Source organism: Pseudoalteromonas sp. M8 (genome assembly GCF_018141365.1).
GTDB lineage: Bacteria > Pseudomonadota > Gammaproteobacteria > Enterobacterales > Alteromonadaceae > Pseudoalteromonas.
This window is the reverse complement of record NZ_CP047240.1, coordinates 2,937,749-2,960,280: the sequence shown is the minus strand read 5'-3', so window position 1 is coordinate 2,960,280 and position 22,532 is coordinate 2,937,749. Positions and strand designations below refer to the sequence as shown.

Genomic DNA, 22,532 nt, shown 5'->3' with positions numbered 1-22,532 from the left:
GTTACAGCTCCTTGATCTTAATGTTTTTAAACCAGACTTTGTCGCCGTGATCTTGCAAGCCGATGTGGCCTTTTTTACCTTCAGCAAACCCTTGCCATGTTGCAAATTTACTATTCTTAACCAAAGCATTCCAAGTGGTGCTGCCAATCACGATACTCGTCGTGCTTACACCATTTTGCCAAACTTGTAGGTGACTATCTTGTAGCTTAATGCGAACTTGGTTCCAAGCTTCGGCAGGTTTATGTGCCGTACTTGGCGCTGCAAACAGGTCATATATAGAACCTGCAAGGTGAGAGTCTATTTTATTGTCTGGGTGTTCTTTGTTATCTAGAATTTGGATTTCTGGGGCGTGGGAGTATATTGCACCGCCTCTTTCATCCGCCAATACAAAGATCCCACTGTTGCCTTTTTTAGAAATCTTCCAATCGAGCTGGAGCTCAAAATTGTGATACTGTTTTTTGGTCAGAATATCGCCGCCACCACCTTGGGTAAGTGTCATCGCGCCGTCCTCAACTTGCCATTGGCTATTTAGGCCGTCACTTTTAAAGTTGCGCCATTGCGACATATCTTTGCCATCGAAAAGCAGTTGCCATCCGGCTTGTTGTTCTTGCGGGCTCAATTGGTTGTCAGTTGTACTAGCGCAAGCCGCACAACTAACAGCCAATGCCAGCGTTAGTATTTTTATAGAGTTGAGCATATTGGAACCTCGTCTGTTCACTTTTTACTTGTTGCTACTTAATACAAAGGGTATTACGCGTATTTCTCAACGCGTTTATTTTTATTGATATAAAGGTAAAGGCCGATAAAAGCGGCAATGAGAATAGCTGGGAATAACAGGATATTTTCAAGCACCGCTTGACCTGCAACTAGTTCTGATTGCTGCGCAGTTAAGTTCGCCGCTTGGGCTTCGAGTCGCGCCGAATCAATCCAACTACCAATTACTGGATTCCACATGCTGACAGCGAACATCCCCGCACCGCCCATTAAAGACATACCAAGTGCGCCTGTTTTTGGGGTATATTCTGCAACACAGCCCAGCATGGTTGGCCAAAAATAAGTGACACCCAAGGCAAATAATATTGCAGCCAAGTAGATTGCTGACCCTTGTGCTTGGCTCATCATGAAAATCCCCGCGGTTGCCAATACCGCAGAGCCGAGTAACACGCCTGTTGGATTAAAACGGTGGACTATTGGGCCGGCAAAGAAGCGACCTAATGCCATCAAGCCTGTGATCAGTGCGAGGATCATCATAGGAGAGGCGCCTGACGCTCCCAGTATGCGTTCAATCCACTGTTGTGTACCAAGTTCAGTGGTTGCTGTTAATGTCATACAGCAAATTAAAAATAGGTAGAGCGGAGAAAACAGGTGCTTGAGATTGCTGGTGGTAGAATGATCTGTGCGGTCAAATTCAGGAAACCGTGACTTGACCATCATTGCTCCGTAAATCAGCGTTGGAATTAATATCAAAGCAACTTGCCATTGCCAATTAAAGCCCGATGCAGTCATGGCATTCGATGCCAGAGCACCAATCACAATGCCGCCTGGAAACCAGACATGGAATCGGTTGAGCATGGTCGTGGTGTTTTTCGGATACATTTCGGCAATCAGTGGATTACAGCCAGCTTCCACTGAACCATTCGCAAAGCCGATTAAAAACGTCGAGATCAGCAGTAACCAAAAACCGTCAGCGGTAATGGTTAAAACCAATCCTGCAAAGTGGCAAATAAAGGCGAGGGCAACTAACTTTTTAGCGCCAATGGCGTTGTAGATTGCGCCACCTAACATGGTTGCAACGGGAAAGCCCAGAAATGCCATAGCGTTAACCCAACCAAGTTCTGTATCTGAGAGTCCAAACTGCGCACCTAATTGCCCCAAAATGCCTGCGCGAATAGCGAACGTCATTGATGTGACGACCAGTGCAAGGCAACAGAGCTGAAACACGGTCCGATTATGATTATTATTATTCATGGTCGTAGTCCTGTTTATTTTATGCCGAGGATTTGATTATTGCGTTCGGTATCGGTGCTACTTCCTGCAAAATCATCGAAGGCTTTTTCGGTTGGTCTTATCAAGTGCTGTTTGATAAATTCGGCACCTTCTTTGGCCCCATCTTCAGGGTGCTTAATACAGCATTCCCATTCCAATACAGCCCAACCATCAAAACCGTACTGTGTTAACTTACTAAATATTTTCTTAAAGTCGACCTGTCCGTCACCTAATGAACGGAACCGACCTGGCCGTTGTTGCCATCCTTGGTATCCGCCGTAAACACCGCAGCGGCCATTGGGGATAAATTCGGCATCTTTTACATGGAACGCTTTGATACGTTCATGATAGATGTCGATAAACGCTAAGTAGTCCAATTGCTGTAAAACAAAGTGACTTGGATCGTAAAGAATATTGGCTCGCGGGTGATTATTCGTCGCCGCTAAAAAGCGCTCAAAAGTCACGCCATCGTGTAGATCTTCACCTGGATGAAGCTCGTAGCAGACATCCACACCAACCTCGTCAAAGCGGTTCAAAATAGGCAACCAGCGTTTTGCGAGCTCCTCAAACCCTTGTTCCACCAAGCCATTTGGACGTTGTGGCCAGGGGTAAAAGGTATGCCAGAGCAAGGCGCCAGAAAAGCTTGCGTGACTAGTTAGCCCAAGCTTAGCACTGGCACTGGCCGCTAACATTAGCTGCTCGGTTGCCCACTCCATACGAGCCTGAGGCGAGCCATGCACTTTTGCTGGTGCAAAGCCGTCAAACATTTGGTCATAAGCTGGGTGCACCGCCACTAATTGACCCTGCAAATGGGTTGATAGCTCTGAAATAGTAAGGCCATGCTCTGCAGCAATACCAGTGATCTCGTCGCAATAATCTTGGCTTTCAGCGGCTTTTTGCAGATCGAACAGTCGCTGTTCCCAACTTGGTAGCTGAATACCTTTATAACCTAGGTTACTTGCCCACTGGCAAATACTATTAAAATTGTTAAATGGCACCTCGTCCGAGACAAACTGCGCGAGAAAAATAGCGGGTCCTTTAATTTGCTTCATTCTTATTTTATCCAATGGTAAAGGGGTGCCACTTAGTGTCTTTTGCACTAGCTGCGACCGCGTTTTCAATAAATGCCATGCCACGGACTGCAGCGTTAATACTTGGCACGTCAAATTCTTCGTGCTGCACATCGGGTTGCAGCTGATGCGCACGAATAAGGCTGGCGAAGTTAAGGTAGATATTTGCAAATGCTTCCAGATATCCCTCAGGGTGACCGGCTGGCACACGAGTTGCGCTAATGGCTGCTTGGCTAAGTGAACCCACTCCTGTGCGGATCAACTGAGCTGGAGCATTTGCCGCACGTAACCACAAACTATTAGGCTCCATTTGCGACCATTCGATACTGGCTTTGTCACCATAGATTTTTAAGGTGAGATTATTTTCTTCGCCAAGGGCTATTTGGCTTGCCATCAACACGCCCTTTGCACCGTTGCCAAAGCGCAGTAACACGGTGCCGTCATCGTCGAGCTGTCGGCCGGACACAACCGTGTTTAAATCCGCACAAAGCGCCTCTATCTCCAAGCCACTCACATATTCGGCGAGGTTCGCTGCGTGCACACCGATATCGCCCATACAACAACTCACGCCAGACTTACTTGCATCTAGTCGCCAGCTGGCTTGCTTGCTGTTTTCGTCATCAGCACTTGCAAGCCATCCTTGACTATATTCAACGACGACTTTGCGTATTTTGCCAAGTTCGCCATTTGCGATGCGGTGGCGTGCTTCTTTCACCATTGGGTAGCCGGTATAGGTGTGTGTTAATCCGTACAAGCAATTGCTCTTCTGAAGCTGTGTTTGTAGACGCAGAGCCTCAGATAAATTGAGCGTTGCAGGTTTATCACTCAAGACGTGAAAGCCGTGTTCGATAGCGGCTGTGGCAATCGGAAAATGCAAATGGTTTGGGGTCACGATGGCAACAAAGTGGATGCGCTCCGACTCTGGTAGTTCCGCCTCTTGTTGTAAGAGTGCTTGGTAGCTGGTATAGCAACGTGCTGGGTTAAGCCCGAGTTGCTGGCCCATTGCTAGGCTTTTGTTTGGATCGGCGCTAAATGCGCCTGCAACAAGTTCAATTTGACCATCTAAACGCGCGGCTATGCGGTGCACAGCACCTATGAAAGCGCCTTCTCCACCACCGATCATGGCCATGCGGATTTTGTTATTATCCATCGTTTAGCTCCGTCTCCGTCGAGTTATCGAGGTAAGTTAATCTGATGTTATTGATAATAGGTAACAGAGGCGCCAAAGTGATAATAAAAATTCGGTTGACAATGCAACAAAATCGGCGTTTAAAATAAATTATTATAATTATAAAAAGGCGGTAAGTAGGGCAATGGAAGAGCAAACAATATTGAATAAAGCTGGCGTAAATCAATTGATTGCAGCATTTGATCTGATCCCAGACATCCTCTTTTGGGTCAAAGACACAAAAAGTAGAATAGTGCATGCGAACCAACACTTTGTTGAACATCAGGGCTATAAAACCCTAGATCAAATCTTACTGAAAACCGATTTTGACTTTTCACCGCAACACTTGGCATTCCAATACGTTAACGATGATAAACGAGTGATGGAAGGCTTTATCGTGACGGATAGATTAGAACTCAATCAAACCGCAAATGGGGAATTGGCATGGTTTTCCACGTCAAAAAAAGTGTTACTTGATGGCGAAAATGCGATTATGGGCACTTATGGTGTTACACGACATCTAGCGAAAACGTCAAAGGCGTTGTCTCACGTAAGAGCCATTGAAGCGCCCGTTGAATTTATTCGGGCACATTACCATCGTCATATTTGTATCGAAGAATTGGCGGAACTTGCTCACCTGTCGGTAAGCGCACTGGAGCGTAGATTTAAAAAGCATTTAGCCAAAACTCCCAATCAATTTATCAACGAAGTGAGATTGGAAAATGCCCGTAAATTATTGGTCGAAACACGTTTACCAGTATCACAAGTCGCTTATCAGTGCGGCTTTTCAGAGCCAAGTTATTTTAGCAAGCAGTTTCGTCGTTTATTTGGTGAAATCCCGTCGCAATTACGTAAGGAATTAACGTCGAGCGAGCGTTAACGCTGCGACTTCTGGTGGTAGTGCCGGTGTCACCAGCGTATCTGCGTACTCAGAAGCTAACCATGGACGAATGGGCGTGGCAATGCCTCCAACTAACGCGACTTTATGTGCCCCTAAGCTCTGCAGATGACGGACATAACGCTCAATAAACCGTGCCGCGCCATTTAAGATCTGCTCGGCATAGGGATCGTTTGGCGTAGCAAAAACATGTTGAGCAAACTGGGCAAAATACTGGGGAGTGGCGTTTAGCGTGAGTTTGACTAGCTGTTCGGTACTGTGGCAATTCATGGCAGCCAAAAACGACTCAATCATCAGACTGCTAGGGGATAGTGTATCAAGCACCTCGATGGCATGCTTCACTAAACTCAAACCGATCCAACTGCCACTTGCACCATCACTGAGTAATAATCCGTGGCCACCGAACTCCCTAAATTGTCCATGCGTCACCAGACCCGCGCAAAATCCGGTGCCAAGAATGATTACACCGCCATCTTCGTGTTGATGCGCACCAAGGCAAGCTATGTGTGCATCGGTTGAAAATTGAAAACGTGCAAAAGGGGAACGCCATTGCTGCATCGCCTCACAAGCCGTCGTGACATTCGCGCCGGCAAGTCCTGCAAAAGCACTGATGTTGGCAATATCGTGGTGGGGGATTTTTGCGTTTGTCAGCGCTGTCATTGTTGCGCTCAACATTGACTCTTGGGCCTGATGTATTGATGTTGCTATGTTTGCAGGGCCGCTGGTGGCCTCGGCAAGGAGCTGTCCATGTTGATCCTCGAGGCGGACTTTACATTTCGTACCGCCACCATCAATCCCTAAAAATAGCTTCGATGCTGTCATTGTATTGCCTTTTCTGATCCGGTGAGTATTGCATTAACTAGCCTTGGGCAAACTTCATCGCCATGATGCACGCCAGAGTGAGTATGTAGAGAGAGTGGACCAAATTCACTTAAAAGCCAAAGATCCGCGGCGTTTTTCGTGTTGACCCCTCCACCGATCACCACTTCGATTTCAGCATTGAGTTTTTTCAGTAAGGCAATGAGCTGACTGGTACCAAACGCTGCGCCTTTACCACTTTGCCATGTATTGCCGGCGCTTAAGACCCGCTCAACGCCTAACTCTAGCAGCGTCTCGGCTGCCTGCTGCCAGTTTGCAGCGGCATCAAAGGCGCGATGAAAGGTGACAGAAAGGCCTAAGGATTTTGCCGTGGCAATGAGTGCGCTACAGTGGTCAGCCGCTATCTCCTGATTGTCGTCGATAAAACCAAGCGCAATACCGGTTGCACCCGCGCAAGCAATGCCATCTATCTCTTTTTGTAACTGATAGAGCATGGTGTCATCAATAAAAAAATGCGGCGCTTGGCGTAACATCACAATACATTCGCCAAAGCTTGGTAAATACTGGGCAACTGCCGCTATCGCCGTCGGGTTTGGGGTCAAGCCACCGCAACTCAGAACACCACAGAGCTCTATCCTTGTTGCACCTGATGCAAAAGCAATTTGTGCATTTCGCTGCAACAAATGAGGATTATCGCTGCTGAGGCATATTTCCAAGTTTTTACCTGAATAGTTTGCCGAATTCATATTTCACTCTTGAAGTTGAATAATTTTAAAGTTTAAAATGCTTGGTTTTGAATATTTAATTAGTTCAATAAAAACATTTAGTTACACGTGTTTGGAACGTTTTTAAATTGCCTAATATAGAAACTAATAATGAGTTTTTATGTTAATCAGACTATAAACCAAGGAAATTGAAATTGGATCTTTTTTTGACCTAAACGCCGATTTTGTCTTAGTGCAAACCGAAATTCTATTATCACTTTTTGTAGAGCGCTCCTATTCTGAACGAGTGTTTCACAAACCATTAACCCCTATAGGGAAACAAAAAAGGGTCGTCACAAAGTCATGCGTCATGGAGCAGCAAGGGACGTCGTGGCTTTACAAATTATAAAAAACTTGGAGATAGGAATGGCCAATAATAATAACAGACGCCATGTGACAGGAAGGTCACGGCAATTTAGCAAGTCTGCACTGGTCCTCGCTATGTTATCAGCTACTAACTGGGCAATGGCTGAAGAAACCGAAAAAGAGGAAGCGCAGGAAATCGAAACGATTGAGGTGCGTGGGATCCGCGCATCTATGGCCGAAAACTTGGCGATTAAGCGTTTATCAAACGCGATTGTGGATGCCATTACAGCAGAAGACATTGGCAAGTTTCCCGATAAAAATGTGGCGGATTCACTGCAACGCGTACCCGGTGTGGTGATTTCTCGTAGTGGCGGGGAAGGGGAAAACGTCAGTATTCGTGGTCTTTCCTCTGATCTTACTTTTACGCAGTTAAACGGCAACTTTATCGCGTCTTCTCCGGGCTCGCCGTCGCGCTCTTTTAGTTACTCTTTGTTGCCTTCTACCATGGTGCAATCGGTTGAGGTGTTTAAGTCTTCTGAGGCGCGTTTAGATGAAGGTGGGGTTGGCGGCACGGTTATTCTACACAGCCGGAAACCGCTGGATATGGAGGCAAATTCTGGGGCGTTGAATGTTGAATATACCTACGCTGATGTGACTGAAGAGTACGAGCCTAATTTTAGCGGCGTTTATTCTTGGAAGAACGAAGAAGAAACCTTTGGCTTGCTAGTTGGTTATACTAAACAAGACCGTACCAACCGTTCTTTAGGCGGTGATATGTCGGGCGGTGGCGGTTGGCGTTGGGCAACGAGTTCAGACTTGCAAGCAACGGACACGGCGGGCAATGTGATTGCTGATAGTACACGTCGATTTGCAGCGTTAGAAGATGCTTATGGTAACGTTTATGATGGTGTTTGGGCACCGCAAGTTGCAGGTATTGGGGTAACCAAAGAAAAACGTGAACGTCAGGGGTTACAAGCCACCATTCAATGGCGTCCAATAGATGATTTATCTTTAACATTCAATCATTTTCATTTTGAGCTTGGGCAAAATCGCACCACGTCACAAATGTGGATCCCAGAATGGAAGTACAACCCAGATTATCTTACCGGTATTACTCTAGACGAAACCGGTACGATTGTGACTGGCATGGACTTTACCAGTGGCGCAGGTGGCACTGAAGGGAATCTTGAATTTCCTTGGATCATTGGTAGTTATACGGTAGAAAAAGATACCTCGGATACCTACGACTTCGCCTTTGAGTATGCCGGTGACTTATATGACTTACGCGGTAAATTTGGTCACACTGAAGCCAGCGGTGGCCCTTCAGAATCTTGGAGTGCGGCGTATAAAAGCGGCCAACCTGCGAGTCGCAGCGATTCCGGGCAGGTTGAAAACGCCGCTTCATTTGCAGGGTGGCGATTAGGTGACAGAGTGTCGCTGTACGCTGATCCCGCTTTGTTGTCTAACCTTCAGGCTGGTATTGCCGGCGATCCCGATCCGGGTTCGACAGGCTCAAGCTTTGTCGTCAGTGACTTAGAAGAGGACTATGCTCAGTTAGACCTTGATTATCGCGTCGGGTACGGCATCGTTGATACGCTGCGCGTCGGTGCTAAATATCGTAAAGCAACACTACACCGCGAAACCAACAACACCTTCTTTATTACTCAAGATGGGGCTGACAGAATTGCCAGTGGCGAGCTAGATCCATTTAGTCAAGGTGCCATTGATGAAGTGTCTTATCAGTGGATTGGGGGTATGCCAAAACTGGAGGATATTTTGAATGCAACGTCTGAACAAAATATCCCAGGCGGTTTTGAAGTGAATGCGATGCCCACGATCAATTGGGATCGATACCGCGAAATCGTGACTAGTGAATATGTTAAGCACACGCGCCGTGAGCCTGATTTTGTGTTCGACATAGAAGAAGAGATCATGGCCGCCTATCTACAGGCCGATTTTTCTTTTGGAGATTTTAGAGGAAACATCGGAGTACGCTATGTCGAGACTGAAACGCAGATTATGTCGTCGGATAAAATTAACTACTTTTTAGATGACATTGATGATGTCACCGAAGAGGATATTTTAGGTGATGAACGTCTCATTGATGTTGAAACCACCACCGTGCGTACCGTAACCGACTCACAATTTTTACCTAGTTTCAATATTGTCTGGGATGCCAGCGACAATCTTGTCATACGTGGTGCTATCGCCAAAACGATGTCTCGAGCTCCGTTCAACGACATGGGTGCGCCAGAGCAGCTGACCTTTATCTCTCAAGAATGGGCAGACGATAGACTAGAGTTTAGAGGTAACCCTGTGGAGCCTGGGTGGCGTGGTTCAGGTGGTAACAAAGCGCTAAAACCATTTGAATCGGTACAGATGGATTTATCTGCGGAGTATTATTATGGCGAAGGATCTGCGGTTGGCATTGCGGTATTCAACAAAGACGTAGATAACTTTATCGTGCCCTTGATTATTACCTCAGTAAGGCCGTTTGAGGGCTTTGATAACCCTTTTACCGGTGTTGAAATTGTACCGCCGGGTGATATTACCGTCACGCCGTTTACCACCACCGCCAATGGTACAAACGCAACCTCTCGGGGAATAGAGCTGTTTGCACAACATGCATTCGACAATGGCTTTGGTCTCAACGTTAACTACACCCTAAACGATACCAATCAGGCAGACATTAGCGTAGACGGTGAAAAGGTCGGTGAGTCTGCGCTTGTTGGCAGTGCCGATAATCAATTTAACTTCTCCGCCTATTACGAGAATGACACTTTTAGTGTCAGAGCATCATATAACCGCCGAGGAGAAACCGCTTTGGGGCTTGCCGACGGACTCACTGTATATCAGGAACCATACCAACAAGTTGATGTGAACGCTTCTTATAACTTGATGGAAAACCTGATCCTAACCGCGTCTGTGATCAACCTAACCAAAGAAGAACCGAGAACCTTTTATGGTGAAGATTCTAAAGCGAGATTGCGCAGCAGCAGCTACACCGGGCAGCGCTACTATGCCGGGATCACCTATCGATTTTAACTTTGGCGATAACCATAAAGTAATGCAAACAGGGTGAAGTCGTGTCAGAACAACGAGAAACAATATCACGGCTTATCACCTGCTTGTGGTGCGTTTATATCAACCTAGTCACACGAGTTGGTTGATATGTAAGAAGGGATAAATATGAAAACGTTAAATAAAATAAGAAATGCGATCCCGCTCATTGCCGTTAGCAGTTTATTGGCTGCATGTGGCGGCGGGAGCGATGACCCAAAAGTTGAAGAAGTGCCAGTAACCCCTGCTGTGACGACGGCAGAAGTATCTGGTTCAGTGATAAAAGGCGCGTTGAGCCAAGCCCGCATTTCGGTGACGGCGCTCAATGGCTCTAGCATGATGATGGATGAGAACTCGGCAACCAGTCAATCGGGGAGTTGTTTATTGAACTGACGGGTAAAGCCGGGTTTGGCATTAATTCCACCATTAAAGTGACCGCCACAACGAGTGAAGGCTCGCAGATGCGCTGCGACGCCAGTCGCTGTGGTTCTGCAGGAATTGGGGAGCAGGTAAGTGGCGATTACATTGCTGGTGTGACTTTGGCTACCTTAAGTCATGTCGCCGTGCCGTTTGGTTCAAATGCCGATGGCAGTGCTGATGCTACCATACAAATCAACGCCTTGACGACACTAGCAACCATGCTGGTAGAGCAGCAAATTGCTGAGGGGCGTAATGTCTCTACTCCCGAATTAATGGCATTGGCAAAAGTGGAGATGTCTGCGTTATTGCTTCGGGCCCTTGGCTGGCAAACCGGGAACATCAATGTTTTTGAGTTACCTGTGGTTAGCGCTGATCAATTAACGAATTTTGAATTAGGAGAAACTTGCACAACCTCTGACTCTGGTGAGCAAAGTTGTGAGATGACATATGTTTCCGAAAGTGTGCAAAAGCTTTCTCTATTCAATGCCGCGTTTGCACAGTTTGACGAGCAAGGCTCTTTGCAAGGCGTCTTAAGCGACTCAGCTAGCAATCTTAGCGCCGCACTTGGCGGTGATGAAGTTGCACTTGAAGCGCTTCGATTGCCAATTTACAACGCGCTTCAAGCTCACCCATTAACTGCGCAGCTAGATCTTAGTGCCGATAGTATTATGGACTTAGCGTTACCATTATTTGATGAGCCGGTCTCCACGGGGCCGATGCAGCAAGTCGTGACATCAGGTGCCACTATCACAGCAAGAAATGCTATTGGTGATGCCGAGAGTGCAGACAAAGCATTTGATGGCGATCCACAAACTAAATGGCTTGACCACAATGACTGGCAGGGGCCACCTACTGAGGAAGCGCCATCTTGGATCCAGGTGGATTTTCCTACTCAACAAGCAATTAGCGGTGTTTACATTACCAGTGCTAATGATGCCCCAGAGCGAGACCCTGAAAACTTCTCTTTACTAGCTTCTAATGATGAGGGTGCGAGTTGGGTTAATTTGGGTAATGTGGTTGGGGCGTCGTTTGAAGCGCGCTTTGAACGTCAAGGCTTTGTATTTGGTAATGCGCAAAAGTATACAAGCTACCGAATTGCAGTGACAAAGAACAAAAATAACGATGGCTTACTGCAAATTGGAGAAATTCAATTTGTTGGGCCGGTTTATCCGAGCGTTGACCATACTGATACTGAGACGTTTGCGGTCACGGCAAGCAACAGTATCGGTGAGGCGGAAAACCAAGATAAGGCATTTGATAACGACCCAACCACTAAGTGGCTAGATCATAATGATTGGCAAGGCCCACCTACCGTCGAAGTGCCTTCATGGATCCAAGTAGATTTTAATGAGGCGGTGGCGGTTAATCAGCTTGCGATAACGAGCGCCAATGATGCACCAGAGCGAAATCCTGAGAACTTTGCTTTGTTTGGCTCTAACGATAACGGGGTTACATGGCAGCATTTGAGTAATTGGGTTGGTGAGTCTTTTGAAGCGCGAGGGGAGCGTCAAAGCTTTGCGGTAGCGAATCAGTTGCCATACCAAAGTTATCGTCTTGAGATAACCAAGAACAAAAATAATGATGGTCTGATGCAGCTTGCTGAGATTGAATTAATCGGCCCAGAAATCTCTGGATTAGATCATGCGCAAGTACAAGGTGCGAGTTACTCGGCGCGTTTTAGTATTAGTGATTCAGAGGGCGCAGCGCAAGCATTTGATAAAAATGTTGAGACTAAATGGCTCGATCACAACGATTGGCAGGGGCCACCCACTGTTGAAAATCCGGCTTGGGTTCAAGTTAGCTTGCCGCAAGCGCAAGCGGTAAATACTTTGTACATTACCAGCGCCAATGATGCGCCGGAGCGTGACCCTGAAAACTTCCAACTTTTAGCATCTCACGATGGCGAAGTGTGGCAAGTATTAAATACTTGGGTAGGGGAGTCGTTTGAATCGCGTTTTGAACGTCGTGCCTTCGCGTTTGCTAATGGTTTGGCTTACTCACATTATCGCTTGTCTATCAGTAAAAATGCGAATAATGATGGATTAGTGCAAGTAGCTGAAATTGAACTCGCTGGACCTCAGTATGCACTTGAAGATTTATCTGATTTGGCTGGAACAAGCTTTACCGCGCGTAATCGTATTGGAGATGCAGAAAGTGAACAAAAGGCGTTTGATAATGATATCGAGACAAAATGGCTAGATCACAATGAGTGGCAAGGCCCGCCAACAGAGGAATCACCATCTTGGATCCAAGCTGATTTTACTACGCCACAGATTGTGAGTGGTTTGGCAATCACCAGTGCCAATGATGCACCAGAGCGCGATCCCGAAAACTTCCAGTTACTGGGTTCTAATGATGGCGGTGATACGTGGATAGAAGTCGCGGTTTGGGTGGGTGAGAGCTGGGATGAGCGCTTACAACGAAGAGCGTTTACTTTCTCCAATGCTTTTGCCTATAGCAGTTATCGTCTAAATATTAGCAAAAATGCGAATAACGATGGCTTAGTACAGATCTCAGAAATCGAGCTCCTAGGCCTTAGCGGCGAATAGCCTGAATATCCTAAGGTTAAACAAATCTCAACCAAAAAAAGCCAGAATGCAACTTGCGCTCTGGCTTTTTATTTTTCTCAATGAGAGTGACTTAATATGATTGATTATGCCAATTTACTTAATTAAGAGGTCTATTTTGAGGCAAGAAAATCTTGTCGATAGCCCCGCTACCGCGTCCTGCTATCGCCAAGGTACCTACCTCCGTGTAGGCAAGGCAAAAATTTTGCTATTTAGTTGCTCTAAATGAGAAATTTTTAACGCAGCTAGCGTCAGATTTAATCCCTCAAATTGAGCAAGTATTGAGTCAAATTGGGATTATAACACCTCTACTGCTTGCAAAGACTCGCTTTGGTAGCAGCCCAACAAGCGTACAAACTGGGTATGGTCTTTTAATTCTTCAAGTGCTACTTGGACTTGTGAGTCTGCAATATTGGCAAGCAAATCTACATAAAAGACTTCTTCCCAAGGGTTACCAGGTACTGGGCGTGACTCTAACTTAACCATATTGATATTGTGCTGTTTAAATACCATCAGCGCGTCAGCAAGTGAGCCTACTTGCTGTTTGGTGGCCATAATTAAACTGGTTTTCGTTGGGATTTGAGTAGACACTTGAAGTGCTTTTCTTGCTACCACAATAAAGCGGCTATGGTTTTCGGTCTGATTCGCAAGGCTAGATTTCACCACTTCTAGACCCATATTTTTACCAGCTTGTGCAGAGCCAATCGCGGCACTATTTGGGTGCTCTGCAGCTTGCTTTAATGCACTAGAGGTTGAGTCGCAAGTTTCATGCTGAATATCCCCAAGACCTTGAATAAAACGGCTGCACTGGGCAAAAGGTTGAGGGTGCGCATAAATTTTGTCGATCGCTTGTAATTCTGTGTCTGGCAAAGCCAGGAGGCAATGCTCTACGGTATGCGTTACTTCGCCCACAATAGATACTTGCGCATGTTGCAATAAATCGAATACTTCGTTGATACTGCCTGAACTGGTATTTTCAATAGGTAAGATACCAAAGTCAGCTTGGCCTTTCTCTACCTGCTCGGTGATTTGCTCAAAGCTTTGGCAACCCATTTCCACAAGCTTACCGGGACGACGACTGAAGTATTTATGACAAGCAAGCTGGCTATAAGAGCCTTGTCCACCCAAGTAGGCAACGCGGTGTGTATCACCTACGGCATCGGGGTTTAAGTTCTTTTGCAGCATGGCTTGCTGGTTTAATACAGAGTCTTCTAAGATAGTTTGGAAAACGCTGTTTATATAAAAGGCATCAAGACCCAGAGATTTACCATATCGGATCAGTTTCTCCAGCAATGCCTGCTCACGTGCTTCATCACGGATAGGTTTGTTGTTGGTAATCTTATATTCCAGCACGCCATGACTAATGCGACGTCGCTTTGCCAGTAAAATCAGTAATTCTGAATCTATCTCATTGATGTCATGCCTAAGGGCATCTAATGTATTTTGTGTCATAGGTCCTCACTCCCATTTAGCCAAAAAAAAGCCTCCCGAAGTTGGGAGGCTTAGCTATTCTTTTTCACTCGCGAACAGTCAAGCCTCTTCACCTAAAGAAGCTAAAAAAGAAATATGTGTTGCTGTTGCGTGTGATGAAATTCATTTATTCAAACCTTACTTTGAAACTGAATACATTATTAGCATAGAACTAAACGAGAAAACAAGTACTACTTTGGACGTATGCGCAAAAACCTAAGTTATTTGGTAGATAAGTGTCCAATCTCAGTGAGTTAAGTACGTTAATCAAACGTAACTTATTGGCGAGTCGAAAAATATTCTGGTATATTCAGGCAACACCACCACTGTAAATAAAAGAATAGGCTAACTTGTGGGCAATCGTCGTCCCCCATCAAGATATGGTGCAAGCTCTTTAAGTGTAAAGCTGTCGATGTTGATTTCGGCCGTGTGTTTGATCGCGGGGGTTTTTGCTGCGGCATTGATGCTAAAATCTGAAGAAAAGCAGTTAATCTATGAAGAGTATGATGAGCTCAAGCGTTTTAGTGCGCAGGTGAACAATCAGTTCTCAAATTACCTCGATCTTAAAGCCAACTTGGCCGAACAAGCCAACTCAGTGGTTTCCAAACACTTACTTTACGGTGTTCAAGATTTATCTGGCGCACAAGCGAGCGTTGACGTGCGTGGCGAAAACTTAGCGAGTACAGCTAAAAATGGCCTCTCTGCAGCTATGTATACTGGCAATTTAAAATTGCAGTCAGTGCAAAAGCTATTTTCTGAATCTGAATTGCTCTGGAACATTCTTGCGCCTCCACTGTTACAAGATTTCTTTAATTTTTACTTATCTACAAAAGACGGCTTTGTTCGTGTTGCACCTCCTAATGCCTTATTAGCGAAAGACCCAAGGCTGGTAAATAATCAGCTTCATAACTTGCCTGTTTTACACGCTGAACAAAACCCAACGAGGGAAGCGGTTTGGTCGGGCGTGTATTTTGATAGGGTTTGGAACAAGTGGGTGGTGAGTATTTTGGTGCCTTTATACTTACATGATAAATACCTTGGGTTAACGGGTAGCGATATAGAGTTGACCACCTTACTCGAAAAATTACCTAAATCTGACCATCAGCAAGGCTTCATCGTTTTTGATAAACAGGGTCGGTTATTGGCAGCTCCAGGTCTGTTTAAAACCACTGCTACGACCGGGCAGCTACTGGACCACAACAAACTACCTGAAGACTTGAGTAAAATAGTACAAACTGCACTTATTACTAAGCTACCAAATATCCAAGATGAATTTAGGTATAAAGACAACTGGCATATTATGCACGTGACCCATATTGCCAATTTAGATTGGTACATTGGGATCTACAAGAAGCGGGCGTCGGCTATCTCGGCCATTGAAGAGCTTAAAGTTAAGTTCTTTGGTTTGTTTATTCTGTATGCCATTTTTGTTGCGATATTACTGCATCAGGTTCTATATCAATTAGTACTCAAACGCATCAATGCGCTTGTTAAAGCAGTGAAGGGATTTGGCCGAGGGCAGTGGGATACGCCAACCTTACCCCATACCGATGACGAAATAGGTCAATTGAACGCCTCATTTAATGACATGAGTGTTGAGATAAAACAGCTTGTAAATGGCCTAAATCAACGTATTACAGAAAAGGAAATCGCAGAAAAGGCGGCAAACCGTTTGTCAAAAGCTGTGGCTTTTTCTGGTACTGGCGTTGTATTGACCAATGAGCATTTTCAAATTGAGTACGTCAATCCAAAAATGCAGGAAATGACGGGCTATGATGAACAGCATTTTATTGGCTCTCCGCTTTTGAGTATTATTTCAAAAGACATGGCAATTCTCATTGATGATATCGATATTGACTTACGCAGTCGCAATCATTGGCGCGGGGATACCATGTTGGCGGGTAACAGAGAGGCGCCTATTTGGGTCAGTTTGAGCGTGTCGCCGATCCGTGAAGAAGGCGGCGCAATTTCAAGTTATGTCGCCTCAGCCCAAGATATTTCGTTTGTAAAAGAAAGCCAGCGTAAAATGGAAGAATTGGCTTACTTTGATACCTTAACTGGCCTTGCCAACCGAACGTTTTTCAGGATGCAGTTACGTAAATCCATGGCGCTTGCCGAACGTGGCCATTACGCCTTTGCTCTATTTTACTTTGACTTAGATGAGTTTAAACGCATCAATGATACCTTGGGACATGACGCGGGTGACCGCTTATTGCTTGAAGTCGCGACGAGATTGAAAAAGCGGCTCCGTGCAGAAGATACCATTGCCAGATTGGGTGGGGATGAGTTTGCGGTGTTACTGAGTGGCATCAATGAGCGAGAAAATGCCATGGAAGTTGCCAATATCATTCAAAAGACACTGGCAGAACCAATAAAACTGGGGAATAACGAAGTGATCGTCAGTGCAAGTATTGGTATCACCATGGCTCCGTTTGACAGTAAAGAAGAGGAGCAGCTGCTTAAACATGCAGATTTGGCAATGTATCAGGCCAAAGCAAAAGGGCGGAACACTTACCATTTCTATAGCCAAGATTTAGACGAAGCTGCTAACGAGCGCCTATATATAGAAAACGAGCTGCGTATAGCAATTAAAGCGCAACAATTTACCTTGCATTATCAGCCACAAGTGAACAGTGAAAGTAGAGAGGTTGTAGGCTATGAAGCGCTTATTCGCTGGTTCCACCCGAGCGAGGGAACTATTCCGCCAAGTAAGTTTATTCCAATTGCTGAAGCGACAGGCCTAATCGTAGAGCTTGGTGCATGGGTGTTAGAAGAAGCGTGCCATTTTTCTCGTCGTTTAAAAGCCGCGGGGAAGATTGCCAACATATCCATCAACCTTTCTGCGAGGCAGTTTAAAGATGCACAATTGATCAGCACGCTGTCAGATATTATAGACAGAACTGAGATGGAGCCGACTCTACTGCACCTTGAGCTTACCGAGAGTATGCTGATGGGAGACGTGGAAGCGGCAATCATACAACTTAAAGATATCAAAGCGCTTGGTGTTTCACTGTCTATTGACGACTTTGGTACAGGCTATTCGTCTTTGAGTTACATTAAGCGTTTCCCAGTTGATATACTCAAAATAGACCGCTCCTTTGTAAAGGATATCCCTGAAGATCCGAACGATATGGAAATCACTGCAGCTATCATTGCGATGGCGCAAAAATTAAATTTGCAGGTTATTGCTGAAGGGGTGGAGACTGAGGCTCAGATGACGTTCTTGGCGAAAAATAACTGCTATATTGTACAAGGTTATTACTACAGCCCGCCGTTAAGTGAAGCCGAGATTTTGCGGTTTGCCCCAGCGGTATAGCGACTCAGCCCCAAAGCTTGGGGCTGAAAATAATAAGCGCTTAACCACCAGCGATTTTCACTTTGAAGCCTTGGCCTTCTAATAATTGCTTAAGCTTTTCTCTGTCATCGCCTTGAATTTCAATAACGCCTTCTTTAACTGCACCACCTTGACCCATTTTAGATTTAAGCGTTTTTGCCAATTTCTTGAGATCGTGCTGTTCACTATCGATGCCAACAACAAGCATAACACCTTTACCTTTGCGCCCTTTAGTTTGTCTTTCAATACGAACGGCGCCGTCCTTAAAAACTTTCCCTTGAACTTCTTGCTTTGGCTCTTTGGTGTCAATACGGCCTACATCTGTGGAGTACACAAGTCTTGATTCTGACATTGATTCTGGTCCTCTTACGGGTTCTTTGCAGAGATCATAGCAAAAAGCAGATTAGATGTTTTTTATTTTTTGCTAAATGATTTTTAAGCGTTATATTTAAATTGGTGAGGGGAAACAAATCAAAATAATTTAGGAGCTTAATGATGAGCTTGAGTAAAAACGCTTCTGCTGACGGTAAGACACTAACCATTCAAATTAGAGGCAAGTTCGACTTTAATTTGGTGCAATCGTTTCGTCAGGCGTATGCGGAGGTGAATGATCAAACCGAAAAGGTTGTTGTTGACCTGCGTGAAACCGACTATATGGATAGCTCCGCTTTGGGTATGCTGTTAAATATGAAAAAAACACTAGGAAGCTCAGTTTCTAGCATTCAAATTAGTAATTGTCGTCCACAACTTAAGAAAATCCTCCAGATCTCTCGTTTTGATAAGAAGTTTGATATTGACTGAACGCCGATAGATTAGCCCCTCATGAATATCTTGGTAGTCGACGATCAGGTATTAAACTGTAAGCTGCTCAAGGCGATGCTTGAGCAACAATTTTATACCGTTTTTTGTGCGCACAATGGTCGTGATGCATTAAAAATTCTCGAAAGTCAGGACATCGACATCGTGCTGCTAGACGTTGTCATGCCCGTAATGGATGGCTTTGAGACTGCCCCCAAAATAAAGCAATATGCGGGCGACGTATACCTCCCCATCATCTTTATCACTGCACTTGAAGATCAAAGCAGCTTTGAAAAGTGTCTCGCTGTAGGAGGCGATGACTTTATTCATAAGCCGTTTGATAAAGTTATTTTATCAGCCAAAATCAAAGCGCATGCGAGGACCCGTAGGCTCAGCCAACAAAGCAACGAACAACGCCGACAACTAGAATATCACTATAACCAAATAGAGCGAGAGCACGAGATTGTTGAGCACATCTTTAGTAATGCGCTTGCACAACAATCTGAATATCCTGAGATTTGTGAATATCACTTGTCACCCGCGTCAATGTTTAATGGCGATATGTTTTTAATGGCCAAGAGCCCGATGGGTGGCTTTTATTGTTTACTTGGTGATTTTACTGGCCATGGTTTAGCAGCTGCGGTCGGCGCGCTTCCTGCGTCGCGCATTTTCTATACTATGGTGCAAAAGGGGATGGCGGTGAGTGATATAGCCGTTGAGCTCAATACCGCCCTTAATGAGTTATTACCCGGTCATATGTTTTGTGCAGCAGCAATCATTGAATTGAGCAGCTCAGGGAAAAGTGTTTCTGCTTGGCTTGGTGGTTTGCCAGATTTATATCTGATTGACCAAAATGGTAGCCTTATTAAAACCATTGAGAGCCAACATATGGCACTCGGCATTTTAGAAGTTGATGAGTTTGAACGTAATCTGCTGCATTTTGAAGTTAGCCCCGACCAACGCCTCGTAATGGCGACAGACGGTATCATCGAGTCTGAGTCTGAGCGGGGGGAAATGTATGGCGAACGACGGTTAAAGCGCTTGCTGGCGAGTCGGCAGCATATTTCCACGGATCAAATTATCTCTGAAGTTCGCGAGTTTTCTGGCAATACAGAGCAACAAGATGACTTAAGTATCGCGATTGTTAATTGCGTTGCTAGCGATTCAATTGTTTCTGTGCCTAACCATTATTCAAGTTTGCCGTTTAATATTTCGTTATCTTTAGATGCCAAGCAGATGAAAACGACAGATCCGGTACTTGAGCTGGTGGATTTGCTTAGTGAGGTTGACGGTATTTCGGCGCATCGCTCTAACATCTTCTTATTACTCTCAGAGGCCTACAATAATTCTTTAGATCACGGTGTGCTGGGGTTAGATTCTGAGATTAAAAACAAAGAAGATGGGTTTTTTGAGTTCTATAGTCTGCGAGAGAGTGTTTTGAAGGAGCTAAAAGAAGCGCTAATTATTATTTCTGTGCGCTATAGCCCTGAAGAGCTAAAGCTATACTTCAACATTTGTGATTCAGGTAATGGTTTTGAATCAAGCGAGCGCAATAAAGCGCAGCAAGAGCATAGCCACGGTCGAGGTGTTAGCTTACTTAACGAGATTGCCCAAAGCGTTAGCTACAACAGTGCTGGAAATGAAGTAGAAATGATTTATTCACTCACCTCCAAATCGGTCTAAATTCCACTCAAGCGCATTTCACCTCTGCTTTAGTTTAATATCTATTCCTATTACTCTATGTACCTGTTTTTTAGTGTTGGCAAGGTATAAAGAGCGTGGTAAAGTTGCATTAACTTTAGATGTTTAGATGGCTAAAATGTCAGATTATATTTCATTGAGTGGATTATCTATCTCCCGCGAATTGCTTTTGCTGCAATTAGAAAAACTAGATGCTTATATTGAGCAAAACTCAAGCCTTGCTGTGTGGTCATATCAGATCCCTGAGCTTGGGGAAGGAGGCGCTTGTAGCTTGTTTGGGCACCTTCAGGAAGCGCCTTTTTTGTTGAGTGACTACGTTGAAAAGAACACGGTGAATGAGCAATCGCTTGCTAAGCTACAAACGATAGTGTCAGCGGTAGTTGAATTTACAGCTGTTGATTGGTTTGGCATATACCAAGCAAGAGCGACAAATGAAGGGAAACAACTTCTCAAATTAGCGTACTCTGGCGCGCCGAGTAGACCGCTATTCCCAATAACGGAGGCTTTTGCCGCTACGTCAAATAATATTCAAACGGTATTAAGTGCTAAAGCTCGAGTGATTAATGACATCCCTCAATATGTCGCCAGTGGTGGAGAGTACTACACTTGCGATCCAAAGGTGAAAGCAGAAACCTGTATGCCATTATTCGATGATGCTCAAAATTGTATTGGAATTATTGATGCAGAAGCGTTTTCTGAGTCATTTTTCAACGAAGAAATTTTAGCATTGCTTGCAGCAGCATGTACGAGAATCCCTGAATATTTACCCAAATAATTATCGGAATGTCCGGCTGTAAACTTGACGCCTTTGTGGTGCTGCCAAGTTTACAAAAATGAATAAAATTCTAGATAAATATGGTAACTGAGATGCAAGTCTCTATGTTACCATCAAGTCTACTGGAATCGGGCGTCAGCCGCTCGAGTTTGCATTAATTAAAATAAAAGAGATAAGCCATGTTCTCAGAGCTAAAACCACTTCCAACAGATCCTATTTTAGGCCTGATGGCCGCTTATAAACAGGACACTAACCCAAACAAAATTGACCTTGGTGTAGGTGTTTATAAGGACGAGCAGGGAAACACGCCGGTACTTAAAGCGGTTAAAAAAGCGGAAGCGTTTCGTTTAGAAAACGAAACGACAAAATCTTATATTGGTTTGGCTGGTAACTTAGACTTCTGTCAAAAGATGGAAACACTGTTACTTGGAGAGCATAGTACATTATTGGCAAATCGCGTACGTACGGCGCAAGCACCTGGTGGTACTGGCGCATTACGTGTTGCTGCCGAATTTATTAAACGTTGCAACACCAATGCAACTGTTTGGGTTACGACTCCAACTTGGGCAAACCACATCAGCCTATTTGAAGCAGCTGGTCTAACAGTTAAAGAGTATCCTTACTACGACTACGAAAACAAAGGGTTGTTGTTTGATGAGATGATCAATGCGCTGAAGCAAATACCTAAAGGTGATGTAGTACTACTTCATGCATGTTGTCATAACCCAAGTGGTATGGACTTAAATCAAGCGCAATGGAAAGTGGTTGCTGAACTTGCAAAAGAGCAAGGCTTTACGCCATTAATTGATATTGCATACCAAGGCTTTGGTACTAGCCTTGAAGAAGATGCACAAGGCCTTAGAACGGTTGCGGATACAGTTGATGAAATGATCATCTGTTCATCTTGCTCTAAAAACTTTGGTTTATACCGCGAGCGTATCGGTGCGTGTTCAATCATTGCAAAAGACAGTGCAACTGCTGATGTTTCAAACTCAGTATTACTTAGTGTGGTTCGTAGTATCTATTCAATGCCGCCAGCACACGGTGCTGATATTGTAAATACCATTCTAAGCAGTACTGAACTTACGCAAATGTGGTACGACGAACTTGACGAAATGCGCGGTCGTATCAATGGTCTACGTACGTTGATCAAAGAAAGCCTAGCTGCAAAAGGTGTTGAGCAAGACTTCTCGTTCATTGACCGTCAGCACGGTATGTTCTCTTTCTTGGGTATTAATAAAGAGCAAATTGACAGACTACGCACTGAATATGCTATCTATATGGTAGGCTCTAGCCGCGTTAACGTAGCTGGCGTAAGCAAAGACAATATTGACTACTTTGCTGACGCAGTGGCAAGCGTGATTAAATAATACCACGCTACACAGCACAAAATAAA

Annotated in this window: 17 protein-coding genes; 9 read left to right on the top strand and 8 right to left on the bottom strand. The window is 44.9% G+C overall.

The features are described from left to right. Position 1: 1 nt before the first annotated feature. Genes GSF13_RS18075 through GSF13_RS18060 form a run of 4 tightly spaced genes read right to left on the bottom strand, consistent with a single transcriptional unit; the run spans position 2 to position 4,206 of the window. Positions 2-697: a DUF1080 domain-containing protein gene (locus GSF13_RS18075; protein ID WP_174169997.1), complete on the bottom strand. Its 696-nt coding sequence runs from the start codon at positions 695-697 to the stop codon at positions 2-4. Between the two features lie 53 nt (positions 698-750). Beyond that, positions 751-1,968, bottom strand: a complete 1,218-nt coding sequence (locus tag GSF13_RS18070; protein ID WP_174169998.1) for an MFS transporter — start codon at positions 1,966-1,968, stop codon at positions 751-753. 14 nt (positions 1,969-1,982) lie between these two features. Then, positions 1,983-3,038, bottom strand: a complete 1,056-nt coding sequence (locus GSF13_RS18065) for a sugar phosphate isomerase/epimerase (RefSeq protein ID WP_102057164.1) — start codon at positions 3,036-3,038, stop codon at positions 1,983-1,985. Positions 3,039-3,045: 7 nt separating this feature from the next. Next, positions 3,046-4,206 carry a Gfo/Idh/MocA family oxidoreductase gene (locus tag GSF13_RS18060; RefSeq protein ID WP_174169999.1) on the bottom strand — a complete coding sequence of 387 codons (1,161 nt, stop codon included), beginning with the start codon at positions 4,204-4,206 and terminating at the stop codon, positions 3,046-3,048. A 163-nt stretch (positions 4,207-4,369) separates the two neighbouring features. Between GSF13_RS18060 and GSF13_RS18055 the strand changes: the two genes are divergently transcribed. Beyond that, positions 4,370-5,104, top strand: a complete 735-nt coding sequence (locus GSF13_RS18055) for an AraC family transcriptional regulator (RefSeq protein ID WP_010606702.1) — start codon at positions 4,370-4,372, stop codon at positions 5,102-5,104. On the opposite strand, the gene GSF13_RS18050 is transcribed toward GSF13_RS18055, so the two are convergent. Continuing rightward, positions 5,084-5,944 (bottom strand): BadF/BadG/BcrA/BcrD ATPase family protein, encoded by an 861-nt coding sequence (locus GSF13_RS18050; RefSeq protein WP_174170000.1) that lies wholly within the window; start codon positions 5,942-5,944, stop codon positions 5,084-5,086. The two genes, GSF13_RS18055 and GSF13_RS18050, sit on opposite strands and share 21 nt — an antisense overlap. Beyond that, a complete protein-coding gene (locus tag GSF13_RS18045) occupies positions 5,941-6,687 on the bottom strand; it encodes a copper homeostasis protein CutC (RefSeq protein ID WP_010606704.1) in 747 nt (248 codons plus the stop codon). Before GSF13_RS18045 ends, GSF13_RS18050 begins: the two co-directional genes overlap by 4 nt. A gap of 384 nt (positions 6,688-7,071) precedes the next feature. Between GSF13_RS18045 and GSF13_RS18040 the strand changes: the two genes are divergently transcribed. The 3 genes from GSF13_RS18040 (at position 7,072) to GSF13_RS18035 (ending at position 13,040) form a co-directional block, all read left to right on the top strand. Beyond that, on the top strand, positions 7,072-10,056 hold the full coding sequence (locus GSF13_RS18040) for a TonB-dependent receptor (protein WP_174170001.1): 2,985 nt from the start codon (positions 7,072-7,074) through the stop codon (positions 10,054-10,056). Positions 10,057-10,200: 144 nt separating this feature from the next. Then, entirely contained in the window at positions 10,201-10,464 is a 264-nt protein-coding gene (locus GSF13_RS24810; RefSeq protein WP_249122699.1) for a hypothetical protein, read from the top strand. Continuing rightward, positions 10,449-13,040, top strand: coding sequence for a discoidin domain-containing protein (locus tag GSF13_RS18035; RefSeq protein WP_249122698.1), 2,592 nt, complete (start codon positions 10,449-10,451; stop codon positions 13,038-13,040). Before GSF13_RS24810 ends, GSF13_RS18035 begins: the two co-directional genes overlap by 16 nt. A gap of 315 nt (positions 13,041-13,355) precedes the next feature. Here GSF13_RS18035 and pheA read toward each other — a convergent pair whose 3' ends face one another. After that, positions 13,356-14,510: a prephenate dehydratase gene (pheA, locus tag GSF13_RS18030; RefSeq protein ID WP_211866595.1), complete on the bottom strand. Its 1,155-nt coding sequence runs from the start codon at positions 14,508-14,510 to the stop codon at positions 13,356-13,358. A gap of 370 nt (positions 14,511-14,880) precedes the next feature. Between pheA and GSF13_RS18025 the strand changes: the two genes are divergently transcribed. After that, positions 14,881-17,844 carry an EAL domain-containing protein gene (locus GSF13_RS18025; RefSeq protein ID WP_206471063.1) on the top strand — a complete coding sequence of 988 codons (2,964 nt, stop codon included), beginning with the start codon at positions 14,881-14,883 and terminating at the stop codon, positions 17,842-17,844. A 40-nt stretch (positions 17,845-17,884) separates the two neighbouring features. Here GSF13_RS18025 and GSF13_RS18020 read toward each other — a convergent pair whose 3' ends face one another. Continuing rightward, positions 17,885-18,214 carry a translation initiation factor gene (locus tag GSF13_RS18020; RefSeq protein ID WP_017216143.1) on the bottom strand — a complete coding sequence of 110 codons (330 nt, stop codon included), beginning with the start codon at positions 18,212-18,214 and terminating at the stop codon, positions 17,885-17,887. 143 nt (positions 18,215-18,357) lie between these two features. Here GSF13_RS18020 and GSF13_RS18015 point away from each other — a divergent pair, with 143 nt between their 5' ends. From GSF13_RS18015 to GSF13_RS18000, 4 genes are all read left to right on the top strand, one after another. Beyond that, positions 18,358-18,663, top strand: a complete 306-nt coding sequence (locus GSF13_RS18015; RefSeq protein WP_010371095.1) for an STAS domain-containing protein — start codon at positions 18,358-18,360, stop codon at positions 18,661-18,663. Positions 18,664-18,684: 21 nt separating this feature from the next. Beyond that, the gene (locus GSF13_RS18010; protein WP_010606710.1) at positions 18,685-20,343 is read left to right on the top strand and encodes a fused response regulator/phosphatase; all 1,659 of its coding nucleotides are present in this window, start codon (positions 18,685-18,687) and stop codon (positions 20,341-20,343) included. A gap of 127 nt (positions 20,344-20,470) precedes the next feature. After that, on the top strand, positions 20,471-21,136 hold the full coding sequence (locus GSF13_RS18005) for a GAF domain-containing protein (RefSeq protein WP_174170004.1): 666 nt from the start codon (positions 20,471-20,473) through the stop codon (positions 21,134-21,136). A gap of 179 nt (positions 21,137-21,315) precedes the next feature. Then, positions 21,316-22,506, top strand: coding sequence for an amino acid aminotransferase (locus GSF13_RS18000; protein ID WP_211866593.1), 1,191 nt, complete (start codon positions 21,316-21,318; stop codon positions 22,504-22,506). Positions 22,507-22,532 lie beyond the last annotated feature (26 nt).

Excerpts from the sequence above, each read along its gene's own strand:
- GSF13_RS18075 (WP_174169997.1), bottom strand. The coding sequence starts at position 697 with ATGCTCAACTCTATAAAAATACTAACGCTGGCATTGGCTGTTAGTTGT.
- GSF13_RS18070 (WP_174169998.1), bottom strand. The coding sequence starts at position 1,968 with ATGAATAATAATAATCATAATCGGACCGTGTTTCAGCTCTGTTGCCTT.
- GSF13_RS18065 (WP_102057164.1), bottom strand. The coding sequence starts at position 3,038 with ATGAAGCAAATTAAAGGACCCGCTATTTTTCTCGCGCAGTTTGTCTCG.
- GSF13_RS18060 (WP_174169999.1), bottom strand. The coding sequence starts at position 4,206 with ATGGATAATAACAAAATCCGCATGGCCATGATCGGTGGTGGAGAAGGC.
- GSF13_RS18055 (WP_010606702.1), top strand. The coding sequence starts at position 4,370 with ATGGAAGAGCAAACAATATTGAATAAAGCTGGCGTAAATCAATTGATT.
- GSF13_RS18050 (WP_174170000.1), bottom strand. The coding sequence starts at position 5,944 with ATGACAGCATCGAAGCTATTTTTAGGGATTGATGGTGGCGGTACGAAA.
- GSF13_RS18045 (WP_010606704.1), bottom strand. The coding sequence starts at position 6,687 with ATGAATTCGGCAAACTATTCAGGTAAAAACTTGGAAATATGCCTCAGC.
- GSF13_RS18040 (WP_174170001.1), top strand. The coding sequence starts at position 7,072 with ATGGCCAATAATAATAACAGACGCCATGTGACAGGAAGGTCACGGCAA.
- GSF13_RS24810 (WP_249122699.1), top strand. The coding sequence starts at position 10,201 with ATGAAAACGTTAAATAAAATAAGAAATGCGATCCCGCTCATTGCCGTT.
- pheA (WP_211866595.1), bottom strand. The coding sequence starts at position 14,510 with ATGACACAAAATACATTAGATGCCCTTAGGCATGACATCAATGAGATA.
- GSF13_RS18020 (WP_017216143.1), bottom strand. The coding sequence starts at position 18,214 with ATGTCAGAATCAAGACTTGTGTACTCCACAGATGTAGGCCGTATTGAC.
- GSF13_RS18015 (WP_010371095.1), top strand. The coding sequence starts at position 18,358 with ATGAGCTTGAGTAAAAACGCTTCTGCTGACGGTAAGACACTAACCATT.
- GSF13_RS18010 (WP_010606710.1), top strand. The coding sequence starts at position 18,685 with ATGAATATCTTGGTAGTCGACGATCAGGTATTAAACTGTAAGCTGCTC.
- GSF13_RS18005 (WP_174170004.1), top strand. The coding sequence starts at position 20,471 with ATGGCTAAAATGTCAGATTATATTTCATTGAGTGGATTATCTATCTCC.
- GSF13_RS18000 (WP_211866593.1), top strand. The coding sequence starts at position 21,316 with ATGTTCTCAGAGCTAAAACCACTTCCAACAGATCCTATTTTAGGCCTG.